Genomic DNA, 17,591 nt, shown 5'->3' with positions numbered 1-17,591 from the left:
CCGAAGGTCGAAACGAGGCGGACGCAGAACGCGAGCCGCGGGGGAGCGCGGGAAGTGAGAATTATGACCGTCCGCCGGCGAGGGGAGCACGTGACTTCGGAGGCGAACCCGTGAGACTCGAACTCGACGCGGTGTCCAAACGCTACGGGTCGGCGACGGCGCTCGATTCCGTCTCGCTGTCGGTCGACGACGGCGAGTTCTTCACGCTCGTCGGACCCTCCGGCTGCGGCAAGACGACCACGCTCCGCTGTATCGCCGGCTTCGAGCCCCCGACCGAGGGGACCGTCCGCTTCGACGGCGAGTCGATGGCCGGCGTCGCGCCCGAGTCGCGGGGCGTCGGCGTCGTGTTCCAGAACTACGCGCTGTTCCCGCATCTCAGCGTCGGCGAGAACGTCGCCTACGGCCTCCGCTTTACCGACCCGCCGGGCGGCGGCTCCCGCGACGACCGCGTCGCGGAACTGCTTGACCTCGTCGACCTCGCGGGGTTCGAAGACCGCGACCCCGACTCGCTCTCGGGCGGGCAACAACAGCGGGTCGCGCTGGCTCGCGCGCTCGCTCCCGGCCCGGACCTGCTGCTCCTCGACGAGCCGATGTCGGCGCTGGACGCCCGCCTCCGCGACCGGCTCCGCCGACAGGTAAAGCGCATCCAGTCGGAACTCGGCGTGACGACCGTCTACGTCACCCACGACCAGTCGGAGGCGCTGGCGGTCTCAGACCGACTAGCCGTCCTCAACCGCGGCCGCGTCGAGCAGGTCGGCAAGCCCCGCGAACTCTACCACCGACCCCGGACGCGGTTCGTCGCGGAGTTCCTCGGCGAGAACAACGTCCTCGACGCGGTCGTCGAGTCTCGACCGGAAACGGGGGGGGTTCGCGTCGGCGTCGGCGACGCGGTGTTCGCGCTGGCCGAGGGGCGGCGCGTGCTCGGACGGTCGAGAACGCAGCCCGGTGACGGAAGTTCGGAGCGGGCCGAAGGGCCCCCCCGACCCGAACCCGGCGACGAACTCACCTTCTGCGTCCGGCCCGAACGGCTCCGGGCCGACGCGGGGACGAACCGGATTCGCGGGACCGTCGTCGACACCGAGTTTCAGGGGGCGACGACGCGGGTGCGACTCGACTGGGACGGGACGGAACTCGTCGTGGCGGTCGAAGACGGCGGCGAAGAATCGGCGGCCGGATTCGAGGTCGGGACGACGATGGAGGTCGGATTCGACCCGGCGGCGGCTCACATCGTCGAGTAGCGCGGGGCGGTCGTCTTTCCGCGCCGTTCAGTTCAGGGCGCGACGCCGACGGTCAGGAGCGTGCCGAACGTCCGGTAGCGTTCGACCATCGCCTCGCGGGTCTCCCAGTCGTCGGTCGGGAACTCGGCGGCCGCCGGGATGTCGATGTCGAGGTCGGCGATGGAGTCCTGTTCGGCGACGTGGAGGCCGGCGTCGCGGAACGCCTCGCGGTACTCCGCGTGGGACCAGCGGGTCATATCGATGGAGATGAGGTCCTGCCACTCGTGGGAGTGGACGTTCTCCTCGTAGTAGTTCACCGCGCAGTAGAACGTGCCGCCCGGCCTGAGGACGCGGGCGACCTCTTCGAGGGTGTGGTGCGGGTCGGCGGCGTAGTAGAACGCCTCCATCGACCAGACGTGGTCGACGCTGTCGTCCTCGAACGGGAGGTCGTCGAAGTCGCCGACGAGAAACGAGAGGTCGTCGGTGTCGGTGTACGCGCGGGCGTTCTGGACCATCTCGGGCGAGCCGTCGAGGCCGAATCCCCGGCCGATACCCTTCGTGTCGCGGAGCGCGCGGAGGGCGTAGCCGCTCCCGGTTCCGAGGTCGACGACGGTGTCGCCTTCCTCGACGGGCATCCGCGCGAGCGCGTGCTTCGCGGTGTGCCAGTGTCGGTCCTCCATGCCCCTGTCGCGGCCGTCGGCCGCCCAGGCGTCGAACTCGTCGCGGACGCTCATACCGAAGCCTCGCGCGCCGGGGTGAAAATGCGTTCGAACTGGCCCGCGGCGATGTCGAACCCCCCGGCCGCTCGGTGTCGCCGTCGCCGCGACGCGCCTTTTAATTACCGCCGTCACGACGACCGGTGTATGGTCGGAGTCCGCCGCCGGTTCGCGCTCGCCGACACCGCCCAGCAGGTCGTCGGCGGCTTCCTCCTCGCGGGGCCGTTCGTCGTCACCGAGGAGGTGTGGGTGCTCGCGCGGAGCATGTCGTTCGCGCAGGCGCTCCTCACGCTCTGTATCGTGCTCGCGGTGGGCTACGGCGCGCTCTACAAGGCCGACGACCGCGACCCCGACAGGGAGCGCGAGGTCGGCGGGATTCCCGTCCGGTTCATCTCGCTCATCTCCGTCTCGTATCTCTCCGTGTTCATCCTCGCGCTCGCGTTCGACGCGCCGGGGACGTTCCTCTCGGACGTGTCGGGTCAGGTCGTCGGCTCCGCGCTGGGGTACGAACTCGACCTCGCGGTGCTCCGCATCACGCTCAAGGCGACGAGCGTCGGCGCGGTGTTCAGCGTCATCGGCGCGGCCACGGCGGACTCGCTGTTCTGAGCGGAGCGAGCGAGGTGTCAACACGCACCACAGTCCCGGGACGACGCCGGCCAAGCGGTATGAAGGATTAAGTCGGCAGGGTAACTGCTTGGGGTATGGATTACGAGCTCGCCATCGAAGACACGCCCGAGACGATTCCGGGCGGCACAGGTATCTTGCTCCTTCATCCGAGCATCGGCGAGACCGACCGCATCGACACGGATTTCTTCAAGGTCGACACCGACCACTTCCTCGTCATCTCGACGCGGACCACCGCGCGCGAGGTCGAACAGAAGCTGGAACACTACGAGGTCGACGAATCCAGCGCCACCATCCTCGACACGCTCTCTATCGAGCGCGGCTACTCCCGACGCAGTTCGGACAACATCCACTACGTCGCGGCCCCCGACGACCTCGACGCCATCGTCGAAAAGACCCGGCAGTTCCTCGAACGCCACGACGGGAAGCTCCGGCTCAGCGTCGATTCGGTCACTGAGATGGCCTACTACGCCGACGAGGACCGCGCCTTCGAGGCGACGAAGCAGATTCTCGAACTCCTCGACGAGTTCGACGCGGTGGGGCTGTTCCACCTCTCGAAGGAGGTCCACGACCAGGAGACGCTCGACCGCTTCCGCGAACTGTTCGACGGCGTCGTCGACCTCAACGAGGACGGCACCGTCACGACCGAGTTCTGAGGCGAAACGCGACGCGACCGGCTACGCCGAGTCAGCGTCGTCGGCGGTCGGGTCGGTGTCGGCGTCGCCGCCCGACGCCACATCGTCGTCCGCCGCGAGTTGCTCGAACGTCTTTTCGGCCCACTTGACCGCGTAGCTCGGCCCGTGGTCGCGGTACGCCGCGGTGTCCAGCGCCGAAAACGGCGCGGGGAGGTCGCGGCCGTGTTTGATAGCCGAACACGCGAACTCGGTCGCCTCGGCGAACGAGAGTCTGCCGAGCGCGACGAGCCGCGGGAGGTTTTCGAGTCGGTCGTCGAGGCGGCCGCCGGCGTCGACCCACGCCTCGTGGAGGCGGTCGTGGCTCCCCTCCCACGACGCGAACGCCTCGCGGGTGTGGAGCCCGACCCAGCCCTCGTAGAGCGCGGCGGCGACCTGATACGTCTCGCTCGGGCCGAGGGGCGTCGCCGCGGCGAGGTCGGGGAACCGCTCGCCGAAGAAGGGCAGGAAGTGTTCGGGAATCTCGTCGTTGCCGGCCTGCACGAACGCCTCGGCGATGAGGAAGTCCAGAAAGTCGTCGGGCGTCCCCTTCGCGCGGTACTTCACCAGCACGACCGGCGGCGCGGTCTGTCGAGACCACGTCACCGTGCCGTCGCCGGGCATCCCGATGGTGAAATCGGACGACGCGTAGCGCCGGAGCTGTTGGGGCGCGTCGTCTGGTAGCCACTCCGCGGGGTACGCCGCCGGGGAGAGCGACTCGACCACCAGCCCGAGGTTCTCCGCGGCCTCCGGGGGGATGGTGTCGAAGTCGCCGGCCACGTCCAAGACGAGCGCGCCGGGGGCGTACTCGTCGCGGACCGATTCGAGGTCCGACGGCAGGGTGCGCGTCTCGAACATCCGCTCAGGCGATGCTCATCCCGATGAACACGACGGCCAGCAGGGCCGACACGCCGACGGTACCGAGCACGATTTTCGTCGCTTGGCTCATAGTGGCACGATTAGGGGGCCGCCGCTTAACTTTTACACTCTATCGTCGGCCGAATCTCCAGTCGAAACGGAGGGGTTCGGGGACGCGCCCCACGGTCGACGGTCACACGGTTCGGCCGCGTCGCGGACGCGAGAGAAAACAGCAGGCCCGTCGGCGTCGCGGTCAGGGGACGAGCTGTTCGCCGTCGTCGTCGAGGACGCGGATGGCCTCGACGGGGCAGACGCGGGCGGCGAACTTCGCGTCGAACTCGGCGTCCTCGGGGACCTCGCGGACGAAGACGCCGTCGTCGGTCTCCTCGGCGTCGACGAGGTCGGCCTTGCCGTCGTCGACGTTCTTCTCGAAGCCCTCCCACTCGTCGACACACTGGAACATGCCGATACAGGTGTCGCGGTCGTACTCGACTTTCATGGGCAATCGTACCGCCGGGCCGTACAAAGCCCTGCCGACGCGAGACCGATGCGCCCGCACCCGCCCCGACCCGATGGCTTAAACCGGGGGACGGTCCAAGGGGGATGCAATGCGAACTGCGGACCTGACGGGCCTACCGACGGGGGTTCCCGAGGCCCTCCGCGACGAGGGCATCGAGGAGCTGTACCCGCCGCAGGCCGAGGCCGTCGAGGCCGGCCTGACGGACGGCGAGAGCCTCGTGGCCGCCGTCCCGACCGCGAGCGGGAAGACGCTCGTCGCCGAACTGGCGATGCTGTCGAGCGTCGCGCGCGGCGGGAAGGCGCTGTACATCGTCCCGCTCCGGGCGCTCGCCTCCGAGAAGAAAGCCGAGTTCGAGCGCTGGGAGGAGTACGGCATCGACGTCGGCGTCTCGACCGGCAACTACGAGTCCGACGGCGAGTGGCTCTCCTCGCGCGACATCATCGTCGCCACCTCCGAGAAGGTCGACTCGCTCGTCCGGAACAACGCGGCGTGGATGGACCAACTCACCTGCGTCGTCGCCGACGAGGTCCACCTCGTCGACGACCGCCACCGCGGGCCGACTCTGGAGGTCACGCTGGCGAAGCTCCGCCGGCTCAACCCGAACCTGCAGGTCGTCGCGCTGTCGGCGACCGTCGGCAACGCGGGCGTCGTCGCCGACTGGCTCGACGCGAGGCTCGTCAAGTCCGACTGGCGACCCATCGACCTCAAGATGGGCGTCCACTACGGCAACGCCGTCTCCTTCGCCGACGGGAGCCAACGCGAGGTGCCGGTCGGCCGCGGGGAACGACAGACGCCCGCGCTCGTCGCCGACGCGTTGGAGGGCGACGACGACGGCGACCAGGGCTCCTCGCTCGTCTTCGTGAACTCGCGGCGCAACGCCGAGTCCGCGGCCCGCCGCATGGCCGACGTGACGGAGCGGTACATCACCGGCGACGAGCGGAGCGACCTCGCGGAACTCGCCGCCGAGATACGCGACGTGTCCGACACCGAGACCTCCGAAGACCTCGCCGCGGCGGTCGCCAAGGGCGCGGCGTTCCACCACGCGGGGCTGGCCGCCGAGCACCGCACCCTCGTTGAAGACGCCTTCCGCGACCGACTCATCAAATGTATCTGCGCGACGCCGACGCTCGCCGCCGGCGTCAACACCCCGAGCCGCCGCGTCGTCGTCCGCGACTGGCAGCGCTACGACGGCGACTACGGCGGGATGAAGCCGCTGGACGTGCTCGAAGTCCACCAGATGATGGGCCGCGCCGGTCGGCCCGGCCTCGACCCCTACGGCGAGGCGGTGCTGTTGGCGAAGGACGCCGACGCCCGCGACGAACTGTTCGAGCGGTACATCTGGGCCGACGCAGAAGACGTGCGGTCGAAGCTCGCGGCCGAGCCCGCGCTGCGGATGCACCTGCTCGCCACGGTCGCCTCGGGTTTCGCCCACACCCGCGAGGGGCTGCTCGAATTCCTCGACCAGACGCTCTATGCGACCCAGACCGACGACCCCGAGCGACTGGGACAGGTGACAGACCGCGTGCTCGACTACCTCGAAGTGAACGGGTTCGTCGAGTTCGAAGGCGAGACGATTCGGGCGACGCCCGTCGGCCACACCGTCTCGCGGCTCTACCTCGACCCGATGAGCGCCGCCGAAATCATCGACGGCCTCGAATGGGCGGCCGACCACCGAGCCGAGAAGCTCCGGGCGCTCGCGGGGGAGACGCCCGAGAAACCGAAGGGAGACCGGAGCGACTCGGACGACGAACCCGGCGGGTTCCAGCGGGCCAGCGAGATGGTCGCCGACGACGGCGGCAGTGGAGGCGGCGAAGACGGGGACGGCGGCGACGGAGACGCCGACGCGTTCGAGACCGACCGGACGTATCCGACGCCGCTCGGTCTCTATCACCTCGTCTGCCGGACGCCGGACATGTATCAGCTCTACCTGAAGTCCGGCGACCGCGAGACCTACACCGAGCTGTGCTACGAGCGCGAACCGGAGTTCCTCGGGCGCGTGCCCTCGGAGTACGAGGACGTGGCGTTCGAAGACTGGCTGTCGGCGCTGAAGACCGCGAAACTCCTCGAAGACTGGGTCGGCGAGGTGGACGAGGACCGCATCACGGAGCGCTACGGCGTCGGCCCCGGCGACATCCGCGGGAAGGTCGAGACAGCCGAGTGGCTCCTCGGCGCGGCCGAGCGACTCGCCTCCGAACTCGACCTCGATTCGGTGTACGCGGTCCGCGAGGCGAAAAAGCGCGTCGAGTACGGCGTCCGCGAGGAACTGCTCGACCTCGCCGGCGTCCGCGGCGTCGGCCGGAAGCGCGCCCGCCGGCTGTTCGAAGCCGGCGTCGAGAGCCGCGCCGACCTCCGCGAGGCCGAGAAATCGCGCATCCTCGCCGCCCTCCGGGGCCGCAGGAAGACGGCACAGAACATCCTCGAAGCCGCGGGTCGAAAGAATCCGTCGATGGACGAGGTGGACGAGGACGACGCGCCGGACGACGCCGTCCCCGACGACGCCGGCTTCGAGACGGCCAAAGAGCGCGCCGACCAGCAGGCCAGTCTGGGTGATTTCGAATGAGGCTCGTCGAAGCCGACGCGACCGTCGCGGACCTCGATTCGTTCATCGCGGCCGTCGGCGAGATAGCCGACGAGACGGGCGCGACGGTGCAGGCGTTCGACGCCCGCTACGTCGTGGACCGCGAACACCTCGAACGGGCGACCGAACTCGCCGACCGGGCCATCGCCCGCGGCAACGAAATCGCCCGCGACCGGGCGGTCGAAATCCTCCTCTACGCCAGCGGCCGCCGGCAGATCAACCGCGCGTTCGAAATCGGCGTCTCGGAGGGGACGCTCCCCGTCGTGATTCTCGTCGACGGCGGCGACGAGGCCGACGCCGAGGCCGCGCTGTTCGACCGACTCGACCTCGAACCCGCAGAAACCCTCGGCGACTACGACGAAGCGCTCGTCCGCGACGTCTTCGACGTGGGCGAGACGGAGTTGCGCGTCGCCGACGGCGACCTCCCCGCGCTGGTCAGAGAACGAGTCGCGCTCCTCGCGGTCGACCGCTAAACGATTTTCGCGGCCCGTACCGTCCGTATTCGTGAGTCTGAGAGTCTGGAATCAAAAACTCCACTCGAAACGGGCCCCTTTGGTTTCTGAGACCTACCCCTTCGTTTCAACTGGAGAACGGGGGACGGCGCGGCCTCGTCGAGAGTAGAACGCTGAGAAGTAGTCCCACCAGGATTCGAACCTGGGTCGTTGCCCCCAGAAGGCAACAGGATTGGCCACTACCCCATGGGACTTCGCATCAGTTCGTACTTCGCGGGTATTTGTAAACGTTGCGTGTCGATTCCTCCGTGGGATTTCGTCGCACGGTGACGGACAGACGTGCATAAACCGCCAACTATTTGCCCCTATTCTATCCACTGTCGTGTATGTACGTCGGACGATTCGTCGTCGTTGGCCCCGGAATCGGTGCGTATCGCGTCTCCTCTCGGTCCTTCCCGAACCGACAGGTCGTCGACCGGGACGACGCCCTGACCGTCGGACCGACGCCCGACGCCCCCGAGACTGACAACCCCTACATCGCCTACAACTGCGTCCGCGAGGGCGGCGACTACGTCGTCGTCGGCAACGGCTCGCAGGTCGACCCTATCGCGGAGAAACTCGACCTCGGCTACCCGCCGCGGGACGCCCTCGCGGAGATTCTGCTGGCGCTCGACTACGAGAAAGACGACTACGACACCCCCCGAATCGCGGGCGTCGTCGGCGACGACGAGGCCTTCATCGGCATCGTCCGCAGGGACGCCCTCGTCGTGGAAGCCGTCACCGAACCCACGCTCGTGGCGACCTACGAGGAAGACGACCCCCGCGCGTTCGACCTCGACGCGGAGACCGCCGCCGACGCGGCCCGCGAACTCTACGACCACGAGTTCGAACACGCCGTCTGCGCCGCCGCCGCGACCGTCGGCGACGCGGTCGAGACCGCCTTCTACAACGGCGAGTAGTTCGGCTCGGCCCGAGATTTTTCAGCCGCGCACCCGTACACCGAGCCATGCGTCTGGGCGTCATCTCGGACGTGCACGGGAACCTCCCGGCACTCGAAGCGGTGCTCGAATCGATGCCGCCGGTCGACCGATTGGTCTGCGCCGGCGACGTGGTCGGCTACAACCCGTGGCCCGACGAGTGCGTGTCCGAACTCGCCGAGCGGGACGTGCCGACGGTCTCGGGGAACCACGACCGCGCGGTCACGTCGGGGACCGGCTTCCGCTTCAACAGCATGGCGGCCGCGGGCGTCGATTACGCCCGCGACGCGCTCTCCCCGGCGTCGATGGAGTGGCTATCCTCACTTCCGAAAACACGACACCTCGCCGACGAGCGGGTCAAACTCGCCCACGGCCACCCCAACGACCCCGACCGCTACACCTACCCCGACGACTTCTCGCCGTCGCTCCTCGACGGCGAGGACCTGCTGGTGTTGGGCCACACCCACGTCCAGGGCCACCGAATCTACGACGACGGAATCGTGCTGAACCCCGGAAGCGTCGGCCAACCCCGCGACGGCGACCCGCGGGCGGCCTACGCGGTCGCCGACCTCGACGCGATGGAAATCGAGGCGGAGCGCGTCAACTACGACATCGACCGCGTCGCGGAGCGCGTGCGCGAGGTCGGCCTGCCGGAGCGGCTGGCGAGTCGGCTGTACGAGGGGAAGTAGGGAAAAAGCGAGTAGCTATCCCGAAGCCGTCAGTTCGACACCGGTTCGAGCCGCGCCGAGAAGTGCCGAAGCTCCTTCATCGGCGGCTCCGCGACGATTTCGAGGCCGCCGTACTCGCCGGCCGATTCCATCACCTTCGCGGCCGTCTCCGCGACGTGTTCGAGGTGTTCGCGGCTGTAGGTGCGCCGCGGGAGCGCGAGGCGCACGAGGTCCGGGCGGTCCGTGCCGGGGAACGCGAAGCCGCCGAGTTCGACGCCGCGAACGCCGCCTTCGAGGTAGAGCGCGCAGACGAGTTGCTGTCCGGGGAACTCGTCTTTCGGGACGTGCGGGAACACCTCGCCGGCGTCGAGGTAGACCGCGTGACCACCCGTCGGCTGGTAGACGGGGACGCCGGCCTCGACCAGCAGGTCGCCCAGTTCGGCCACCTGCTCGACGCGGTCGGACACGTACGGCGGCGTGACGGCCTCGCGGAGGCCGACGGCCATCGCCTCGATGTCGCGGCCCGAGAGGCCGCCGTAGGTGGGAAAGCCCTCGTAGAGGATGGCGCGCTGTTTCGCGTGTTCGAACACCGTCTCGTCGCGCATCGCGGCGAAGCCGCCGATGTTGACGAGCGCGTCCTTCTTGCCGGACATGGTGACGGCGTCGGCGTGTTCGAACTGCGCGCGGGCGATTTCGGCGACCGAGTGGTTCTCGTAGCCCGCCTCGTTGGTCTTGATGAAGTGGGCGTTCTCGGCGAACCGGCAGGCGTCGATGGCGAACATGGCGTCGATGTCGCGGGCGAACTCGGCGGTGGCGCGGATGTTCGCCATCGAGACGGGCTGGCCGGCGACGGAGTTGTTCGTGATGGTGAGGACGACGACGGGAATCGCGTCGGCACCGACCTCCTCGACGAGCGCGTAGCCCGCGTCGATGTCGAAGTTCCCCTTGAACGTCTCCGTGGAGTTGGGGTCCCGCGAGGCGGGCGACGGGCAGTCGACGGGTTCCGCGCCCTGATTGACGACGTGGGCGCGGGTCGTATCGAAGTGCGAGTTGTTCGGCACCACGTCGCCGTCCTCCAAGAGGACGCCGTAGAGGACGTTCTCCGCGCCGCGGCCCTGATGGGTCGGCACGACGTGCTCGAAGCCCATCACGTCGCGGACCGAGTCGGCGAGGCGGGCGAACGACTCGCTTCCGGCGTAGGCCTCGTCGCCGCGAATCATCGCCGCCCACTGCTCTGCGGACATGGTTCCCGTCCCCGAGTCGGTCAGGAGGTCGATGTACACGTCGCGGGCGTCGAGGTTGAACGCGTTGTAGCCGGCCCGTTCGAGGGCGGCCTCGCGCTCCTCGCGCGAGGGGAGTTCGATGGGTTCGACCATCTTGGCCTTGTACGATTTCATGCCCGCAATAGGCCCGCGAATGTGAAGTATTCGGCAGGCAGAAAATCGATGGACGACGCCCGATTTTCGACGCTCGTGAACGGGAGTGTACATCGGTGTCGCCGGCTGGTCGGCTGTCGCCACGAACCGCCACGAATCGACCTCGGCGGCCGTCGCGTACTACCGGACGTTGGCCGTCGCTGGCGGGGACGCGAGGGCGGCGAAAATAGATTCGAACCGAGTTGCGGGGCGGGGCCGGCTCAGAACTTGTCTTGGATGATGCCGAGCGTCTCCTCGCGGTCGTCCCACGCCACGAAGATGGCGACGGAGGTCGCGGAGGTGATGGCGTCGTGGATGTTGATGCCGGCATCGGACAGCGGCTGAACGATGTCGAGGATGACGCCGGGGCGGTTCGGAAGTTCGCCGCCGGTGACGCGGACGACGGCGATGTCGTCTTCGACGGTGACAGAAGACAGCGCGTCGTCGGCGACGACGCGGTCGTGGAGGACGGCCTCGGCCCGGTCGGAGTCGTCTTCGAGGACGTAGAACGTGATGGAGTCCATCCCGGAGGCGACCGAGTCGACGTTGATGTCCTCCTCTCGGAGGGCGGTCGAGAGGTCCGCGAGGATGCCCGGTCGGTTGCGAATCGCCCGCCCGGCGACGGTGAGACACGCGAGGGGCTCTTCCTGCATGTCGATGAGGTTGTGGAACTCGCCTTCGATGAGCGTCCCGCCGGTGAGCAGGTCGCCGTGCTGGTAGTGGACGACCCGAACGTCGAGCGCCGCGTCCTTGTACGACAGCGCCGACGGCGCGACGACCTCGGCCCCGCGGAACGAGAGGTTCCGAAGCTCGTCGACGGTGATGCGGCCGACGTTGCGCGCGCCTTCGACCACGCGCGGGTCGCCGGTCATGACGCCCTCGACGTCGGTCACGATGACGACCTCGTCGGCGTCCATGTAGTTGCCGAGCATCACGGCGGAGGTGTCGGAGCCGCCGCGACCGAGCGTCGTGATTTCGCCGTCGTGGTTCTGCGCGAGGAAGCCGGTGATGACCGGGACGACGCCGTCGAGTTCGGCCGCGAGCTTCGCGGCCCGCTCTCTCGTGGCCTCGACGTCGACCTCGCCGAGGTCGTTGGTGATGACCGGCCACTCGTCCGTACCGGGTTCGACGAACAGGGCGTTGACGCCGCGGGCGGCCAGCGCCGCCTTGAGCATGCGCACGCTGGTCCGCTCGCCCATCGAGACGATTTCGGCGCGGTCGCGGTCGTCGGCCTCGAACTTGATCTCGTCGAGGAGGTCGTCGGTCGTCGAGCCCATCGCGGAGGCGACGACGGCGATTTCGTGGCCGTGTTCGACGGCCGCGGCGATGGAGTCCGCGGCGCGGTTGATTCGGTCGCCGCTGCCGAGCGAGGTGCCGCCGAACTTCGCGACTACGCGCATCGTCCCTCCGGTGCGTCGCGTCGCTTCGGGGCTTCGTTGGTAAACATGCGAGGGGCTAACGCGGGGGGACGTATAACTATGTCCTCCGGTTCAACCGTTGCCGTCACCCGCGAATCCGGCGCTGAGACGGCCCGTACCGACGCCTCGCGGGCGGAGATTTATCACCGAAGCCGCGGAACGTTCGGGCATGGATGTCAGAGACGCCGTGGACGCCGACGCCGAGGCGCTGGCCGCCGTCGCCGACGCGCCGGTACGGGCGATGCGGCGGCTGATACGCGACCGGACGGTTCGCCTCGCCACCGCCGACACCGGCTCGGACCCCCACGCCGACGCGCCGGCGGACGACGAACCGGTGCTCGGGTTCGTCGGCTTCGACGTCCGCGACGGCGTCCTCCACGTCACCCGACTCGGCGGGACCGAGACGGCGGTGCGGCGACTACTGGAGGAACCGCTCCGCTTCGCCAGCGCCGAATCCCTGCCGGTCGAGGTGCTCGTCCTCGAATCCGAGACGCCGCTTTGCGACGCGGTCGAGCACGCCGGCTTCGACCGGGTCGGCCACGGTCCGCGGTTCGAAGGGTCGCCGACGGTCCGGTACGTCCTCGACGAGACGGGGTAGCCCGGTCCCCCGCGGGCCGCGACCACTCGACTCGCTCCCGCCGTCCCGACCGACGCGGGTGGCGCGGGCGACGAGAACCGACGGAGGGAATACATACCTCCCGCCCGTCAGGTGGCCCATGACCGAACGACGCGGAAACCGACCGCCGAGCGTGAGACGACCGTGATGGCGGTCGAAGAGCTGTTTGTCTCGCTCGCCGGCTCGGACCCGGTGATGCAGGGTCTCCTCGGCGGCATCGTCATCGCCGGCATGAACATGCTGGGCGCGCTTCTCATTCTCGTCTGGCGCGACCCCTCGAAGCGCTCGCTCGACACGCTCCTCGGCTTCGCCGCCGGCGTCATGCTCGCCGCGAGCTTCACGAGCCTCATCCTCCCCGGCATCGAGGCGGCGGGCGGAAGTCCGATTCCCGTCCTCGTCGGCTTCGTCATCGGCGTCGTCGTCCTCGACCAGGCGGACCTGTGGATTCCGCACGTCCACATCCTCGTGACCGGGAAGACCCGGACGGACGCCCCGGAAACGGAGAAGAAGATGGCCTCGGTCATCCTGTTTATCGTCGCCATCACCATCCACAACATGCCCGAGGGCCTCGCCGTCGGCGTCGGCTTCGGCTCCGGCGACCTCGGGACCGCCATCCCGCTGATGCTCGCCATCGGCATCCAGAACATCCCCGAGGGACTCGCCGTCTCCATCGCCGCCGTCAACGCCGGGCTTCGGAACACGACCTACGCGACGTTCGCGGGCATCCGCGCCGGTCTCGTGGAGATTCCGCTCGCCGTCTTCGGCGCGTGGGCCATCCAGTACGCCTCGGCGCTGCTCCCCTACGCGATGGGGTTCGCCGCCGGCGCGATGCTGTTCGTCATCTCCGACGAAATCGTCCCCGAGACGCACTCGAACGGCCACGAGCGCGTGGCGACGTTCGGGACGATGGTCGGCGTCGTCGTGATGCTCTACCTCGACGTGACGCTCGGGTAGTCGAATCGAGTTAGCGCGTCCGAATACGGCGACCGTCGAGGAGCTGTGAAACGAGAGTTCGAGTGGAAGCGAAGGGGTTCGGTGGTCGGTTCAGCGTCAGAGAGTCCGGCGTCGAGCGCGCGTCAGTCGTCCGCGAGCGGCGGCTCCGACGGCACCTCGTGGTCCGAGAGCCCGGCGGTCGGCGCGAGGAACTTCGTCGGCTCGAACGCGTCGAGGTCGTCGCCGGCGGCCACGCGCGCCGGCCAGTCCGGGTTGGCGAGCGCGCTCGTCCCCAGCGTAAAGAGGTCCGCGCCGGCGTCGACGGCGGCCCGCGCCGCGTCCGGGTCGCCGAGTCCGCCGTTGGCGATGACGACCGTGTCGTCCGCGACGTACTCGGCCGCGGCTTCGGCCAGCGAGGGGCCGTCAGCGCCGAAGGTCGGACTCGTGGCATCGGTCTCGGTCGCGTGGACGTAGTCGGCTCCGGCGGCCGACAGTTCCTCGAAGAAGACCGCGGCCGCGTCCTCGCCCTCGGGCCACTCGTAGTCGCCGTCGGTCACTTTCTCCTGCGAGACGCGGACGCCGACGACGAACTCCTCGGGGACCGCGTCGGCGACCGCCGAAAGGACCTCCGCGGGGAACTTGACGCGGGACTCGGGTCCGCCGCCGTACTCGTCGTCGCGCCGGTTCGCGTCGGCCGCGAGGAACTCGTTCAGCAGGTAGCCGTTCGCGCCGTGGAGTTCCACGCCGTCGAAGCCGGCCTCGACCGCGTTCGTCGCCGCCCGCACGAAGCCCTCGCGGGCGGTTTCGAGGTCGGCCTCGTCCGCCGCCTTCGGAACGGCGAACTCGCCGCTCCCGCCGTAGGCTTCGGCCTTCTGGCCGTCGGGCTGGACCGCGGAGGGCGCGAGCGTTCGGTCGCCGCCGAGGTGGGGGTTACCCTGCGACTGCGCCCCGGCGTGCATCAACTGCGCGAAAATCGGCGTCCCGACCTCGTGGACGGCGTCCGTGACGTTCGTCCACGCCTCGACGTGGTCGTCGGTGACGAGCCCCGGCTGGTTCAGGTAGCCCTGACTGTACGCGTCGTCCGTGTAGACGCCCTCGGTGACGAGAAAGCCGAAGCCGCCGTCGGCGAACTTCCGGTAGTAGTGGGCCATCTCGTTCGTCGCAAGGCCCTCGTCGGTGGCGCTGATGCGCGTCATCGGTGCCAGCCCGACTCGATTGGAAAGCGACAGGTCGTTCAGGCTCGTCGCGTCGAACAGCGCGTCGTCGGTCATCACCGGTTCTGTGTGCGTCGCGGGTAAAAAGCGACGGCGGAATGGTCCCGAACGCCGCACATCCGGCGTGCTATCAGGGAGCATACTGTCGGGAGAGCGGTCGCTGAGTCGAACGGACGTCAGTAGTGAACGGCCGGCTCAGGAGAACTTCCGAACCGTCATGTTCAGCGTGTCGAGGTCGACGATGGGCGCGTAGCCGGCGTCGGGGTCGATGTTGACGGATTTCTGGAAGTCGGTCTGGGCCTGCCAGCAGCCGGAGTTGACCGCGAGGACGTTGTGGTACTTCCCCCAGCCGAGCTTGTGGACGTGGCCGGTGTGGAAGATGTCGGGCACGTCCTCCATGACGAGGTAGTCGAGTTCCTCGGGCGCGAGGCGGGTGTGGCCCCCGAACTGCGGCGCGACGTGGCGCTTCTTCAGGAGCTGGTACATCGCCTTGTGCGGCTCGTCGTAGCTCGCCTTGTCCGCCGGCAGTTCGGCGATGACCTCGTCGAGCGAGACGCCGTGGTACATGAGCACGTTGACGCCTTCGAGGGTGACCATCGAGGGGTTGCTCGTGATGCGGGCGTCGTGGGCCGACATGATGTCACGGAGTTCGTCGTCGAAGCCGGGTTGCGGCTCCGCGAGTCGGACCGCGTCGTGGTTGCCCGGAATCATCACGATGTCGAGGTCGCCGGGCACCGATTTGAGGTGCTCGGAGAACGCCTCGTACTGCTCGTAGATGTCGATGACGTCGAGTTCCTCGTCCTGATTCGGGTAGACGCCGACGCCCTCGACCATGTCGCCGGCGATGAGGAGGTACTCGATGCGCTCGGCTTCCTCGGTGTGGAGCCAGTCGGCGAAGCGGTTCCACGCGTCGGCCATGAACTCCTGGCTGCCGACGTGTACGTCCGAGATGAGCGCCGCCTGCACGTCCCTGTCGGCGGTGTTTTGGCGGTGGCTCCGCGGCACGTCGGGGAAGTGCAGCGAGTCGACGAAGAGGATGCCCGCGTCGCCCGACAGCGTCCCCTGCACCGCGATGCACTCGTCCATGAGGAGCTCGTCGACGTGGCTCGCGATGTCCTTGTCCTTCATCACGAGACAGGGGAACGTCCCCGTCGTGTCTTCGAGGTCGATAATCCAGTGGCCGCTCTTGGTGGAGCGAACGTCGTCGACGAGGCCGATGAGTTCCGCGTCCTCGCCGCCGGACATGTTCGAGATGGCCTTCGCGGGGCGGTGGTTGACGCGCCCGCGGAGCATCTTCGAGAGCTTCTCGTAGCGGTCGCGGAACACCTTCACGAAGTCGCCGTACTCGCCGGTCCCCGTCGACTGACCGGTCATGTCGTTGGCGATTTCGAGGGACCGAAGCGATGGGTCGACGTTCCGACCGGCCGGTCCGCCCTTCGCTTCAGCTGGAGCTGATTGAGTGGTGTGGTCCGCGTTGTCGTGCGGTGTTGCAGCGGAAACAGGGGGGTCGGGGTCGGCGGCGGTATCGGATACGGCGGCGTCCGGGGCGGCCGACCCCGTCGATTCGGTTCCCGGCGGGTCCGCGGCGGGGGCGGAGGCGAGCACCTCGCGGACGTGGTCGGCGGTGATGCGAAGCGCGTCGTCCGGAACGGCTTCGACGACGCGGGCGAGGGTCCGGCCGGGGTCGTCGGAGCCGGCGATGAGGGTCACGGCCTCGCGTTCGGCGTTGTAGCCGCGACCGACGAGCGCCCGGACGATGCGCGCCGGCGTCTCCAGTGGCACACCCGGAGTGTGCGACACGCGGCAAAAAGGATGCCGAAACCCAGAACGTTGAAACCCGGTCCGGGTAAACTGGGAGTGATGAGTGACGACGACGGTCGCCCGCCCTCCCCCGACTCGCGGCGCGGTCAAGCCTCCGACGAAGGCGTTCTAACTCGGCTCCGGACGGCAGAAGAGGGGCCGCTTATGTTCGTCCGCGAAGTCCTGACGAGCGCGCTCGCCGTGTTGGCCGTCGGGTTGCTCCTGTTCGCGGTGAGCGGCGTGTGGCCGCCGATGGTCGCCGTCGAAAGCGGGAGCATGGAACCGCACATGCACAAAGGCGACCTCGTGTTCATCACGGGGCCGGAGCGATACGCCCCCGACTCGGCGGTCGAGGGGACCGCCGTCGTCACGGCCGAGACGGGCGCGGAAGTCGACTACCGGAAGTTCGGCGGCCCCGGCAGCGTCATCGTCTACGACGACCCCGGCGCCGGCGGCCCCCCGATTATCCACCGGGCGATGCTCTGGGTCGAGGAGGGCGAAAACTGGTACGACAGGGCGAACTCCGAGTACATGGCCGCCGACAACTGCCGGGAACTCGCTAACTGCCCCGCCGAGTACGACGGCTTCATCACGAAAGGCGACAACAACCCGCGGTACGACCAGGTGAGCGGCATCGCCGACCCGGTCCGCCCCGAGTGGGTCCAAGGCGTCGCGCGAATCCGCATCCCGCTTCTCGGGTGGGTTCGGCTGACGCTCGCCAACTCGATGGCGACGACGACGCCGGTCGCGCCCGCCCCCGTCGAGTACGTCGACGTGACGACGATGGAGACGACGGCTCCCGACGTGTCGACGACGAACGCGGCGGGAGGCGACGCGCCGGCGACGACGGCACCGCTTCGGGTCGAGGCGTCGCCGAGCGCCGACGCGCTCGCGGCGTGACGCGGAGACAGGAA

The 17,591-nt window shown here is 68.6% G+C and carries 18 protein-coding genes and 1 tRNA gene; 10 read left to right on the top strand and 9 right to left on the bottom strand.

All coding sequences use genetic code 11. From position 1 onward, the window contains the following. Positions 1 to 110: 110 nt before the first annotated feature. Positions 111 to 1,238 (top strand): ABC transporter ATP-binding protein, encoded by a 1,128-nt coding sequence (locus tag BN996_RS03175; protein WP_089777132.1) that lies wholly within the window; start codon positions 111 to 113, stop codon positions 1,236 to 1,238. 32 nt (positions 1,239 to 1,270) lie between these two features. On the opposite strand, the gene BN996_RS03170 is transcribed toward BN996_RS03175, so the two are convergent. Continuing rightward, entirely contained in the window at positions 1,271 to 1,951 is a 681-nt protein-coding gene (locus tag BN996_RS03170; RefSeq protein WP_042663608.1) for a class I SAM-dependent methyltransferase, read from the bottom strand. Positions 1,952 to 2,080: 129 nt separating this feature from the next. Between BN996_RS03170 and BN996_RS03165 the strand changes: the two genes are divergently transcribed. Together BN996_RS03165 and BN996_RS03160 are read left to right on the top strand one after the other, a co-directional pair. Beyond that, positions 2,081 to 2,539 carry a DUF2391 family protein gene (locus BN996_RS03165; RefSeq protein ID WP_089777131.1) on the top strand — a complete coding sequence of 153 codons (459 nt, stop codon included), beginning with the start codon at positions 2,081 to 2,083 and terminating at the stop codon, positions 2,537 to 2,539. Between the two features lie 95 nt (positions 2,540 to 2,634). Next, positions 2,635 to 3,213, top strand: coding sequence for a DUF7090 family protein (locus BN996_RS03160; protein WP_089777130.1), 579 nt, complete (start codon positions 2,635 to 2,637; stop codon positions 3,211 to 3,213). A 21-nt stretch (positions 3,214 to 3,234) separates the two neighbouring features. Here BN996_RS03160 and BN996_RS03155 read toward each other — a convergent pair whose 3' ends face one another. The 3 genes from BN996_RS03155 to BN996_RS03150 form a co-directional block, all read right to left on the bottom strand. Further along, positions 3,235 to 4,086, bottom strand: a complete 852-nt coding sequence (locus BN996_RS03155; protein ID WP_089777129.1) for a DUF7089 family protein — start codon at positions 4,084 to 4,086, stop codon at positions 3,235 to 3,237. 4 nt (positions 4,087 to 4,090) lie between these two features. After that, positions 4,091 to 4,177: a hypothetical protein gene (locus BN996_RS20875; protein WP_424008935.1), complete on the bottom strand. Its 87-nt coding sequence runs from the start codon at positions 4,175 to 4,177 to the stop codon at positions 4,091 to 4,093. A gap of 162 nt (positions 4,178 to 4,339) precedes the next feature. Beyond that, positions 4,340 to 4,585 (bottom strand): ferredoxin, encoded by a 246-nt coding sequence (locus tag BN996_RS03150; protein WP_042665300.1) that lies wholly within the window; start codon positions 4,583 to 4,585, stop codon positions 4,340 to 4,342. 109 nt (positions 4,586 to 4,694) lie between these two features. On the opposite strand from BN996_RS03150, the gene BN996_RS03145 reads away from it, so the two are divergent. Then, a complete protein-coding gene (locus tag BN996_RS03145) occupies positions 4,695 to 7,166 on the top strand; it encodes an ATP-dependent DNA helicase (RefSeq protein WP_089777128.1) in 2,472 nt (823 codons plus the stop codon). After that, a complete protein-coding gene (cgi121, locus tag BN996_RS03140) occupies positions 7,163 to 7,657 on the top strand; it encodes a KEOPS complex subunit Cgi121 (RefSeq protein ID WP_089777127.1) in 495 nt (164 codons plus the stop codon). Before BN996_RS03145 ends, cgi121 begins: the two co-directional genes overlap by 4 nt. 160 nt (positions 7,658 to 7,817) lie before the next feature. Here the strand turns inward: cgi121 and BN996_RS03135 are convergent. Then, a tRNA-Gln gene (locus tag BN996_RS03135) sits at positions 7,818 to 7,890 on the bottom strand. Positions 7,891 to 8,022: 132 nt separating this feature from the next. Here BN996_RS03135 and BN996_RS03130 point away from each other — a divergent pair. Both BN996_RS03130 and BN996_RS03125 read left to right on the top strand, forming a co-directional pair. Beyond that, the gene (locus tag BN996_RS03130; RefSeq protein ID WP_042663601.1) at positions 8,023 to 8,595 is read left to right on the top strand and encodes an IMP cyclohydrolase; all 573 of its coding nucleotides are present in this window, start codon (positions 8,023 to 8,025) and stop codon (positions 8,593 to 8,595) included. A 47-nt stretch (positions 8,596 to 8,642) separates the two neighbouring features. After that, positions 8,643 to 9,302, top strand: coding sequence for a metallophosphoesterase family protein (locus BN996_RS03125; protein WP_089777126.1), 660 nt, complete (start codon positions 8,643 to 8,645; stop codon positions 9,300 to 9,302). 29 nt (positions 9,303 to 9,331) lie between these two features. Here BN996_RS03125 and BN996_RS03120 read toward each other — a convergent pair whose 3' ends face one another. Continuing rightward, positions 9,332 to 10,678 (bottom strand): tryptophanase, encoded by a 1,347-nt coding sequence (locus tag BN996_RS03120; RefSeq protein WP_089777125.1) that lies wholly within the window; start codon positions 10,676 to 10,678, stop codon positions 9,332 to 9,334. A 239-nt stretch (positions 10,679 to 10,917) separates the two neighbouring features. Continuing rightward, a complete protein-coding gene (locus BN996_RS03115) occupies positions 10,918 to 12,096 on the bottom strand; it encodes an aspartate kinase (RefSeq protein WP_042663597.1) in 1,179 nt (392 codons plus the stop codon). A 187-nt stretch (positions 12,097 to 12,283) separates the two neighbouring features. Between BN996_RS03115 and BN996_RS03110 the strand changes: the two genes are divergently transcribed. Together BN996_RS03110 and BN996_RS03105 are read left to right on the top strand one after the other, a co-directional pair. After that, the gene (locus BN996_RS03110; RefSeq protein WP_042663596.1) at positions 12,284 to 12,712 is read left to right on the top strand and encodes a hypothetical protein; all 429 of its coding nucleotides are present in this window, start codon (positions 12,284 to 12,286) and stop codon (positions 12,710 to 12,712) included. A gap of 162 nt (positions 12,713 to 12,874) precedes the next feature. Then, on the top strand, positions 12,875 to 13,684 hold the full coding sequence (locus tag BN996_RS03105) for a ZIP family metal transporter (protein ID WP_089777306.1): 810 nt from the start codon (positions 12,875 to 12,877) through the stop codon (positions 13,682 to 13,684). 122 nt (positions 13,685 to 13,806) lie between these two features. Here BN996_RS03105 and BN996_RS03100 read toward each other — a convergent pair whose 3' ends face one another. Both BN996_RS03100 and BN996_RS03095 read right to left on the bottom strand, forming a co-directional pair. Beyond that, entirely contained in the window at positions 13,807 to 14,934 is a 1,128-nt protein-coding gene (locus tag BN996_RS03100; RefSeq protein WP_089777124.1) for an oxidoreductase, read from the bottom strand. Between the two features lie 138 nt (positions 14,935 to 15,072). Next, on the bottom strand, positions 15,073 to 16,659 hold the full coding sequence (locus BN996_RS03095) for a DNA-directed DNA polymerase II small subunit (RefSeq protein WP_042663594.1): 1,587 nt from the start codon (positions 16,657 to 16,659) through the stop codon (positions 15,073 to 15,075). Positions 16,660 to 16,737: 78 nt separating this feature from the next. Between BN996_RS03095 and BN996_RS03090 the strand changes: the two genes are divergently transcribed. After that, positions 16,738 to 17,577, top strand: a complete 840-nt coding sequence (locus BN996_RS03090; protein ID WP_193310921.1) for a S26 family signal peptidase — start codon at positions 16,738 to 16,740, stop codon at positions 17,575 to 17,577. Positions 17,578 to 17,591: the final 14 nt, after the last annotated feature.

Origin of the sequence: Haloferax massiliensis, assembly GCF_001368915.1 — an archaeon.
Lineage (GTDB): Archaea > Halobacteriota > Halobacteria > Halobacteriales > Haloferacaceae > Haloferax > Haloferax massiliensis.
Note: the sequence above shows the minus strand (reverse complement) of the source record. Positions and strands in the feature narration are given on the sequence as shown.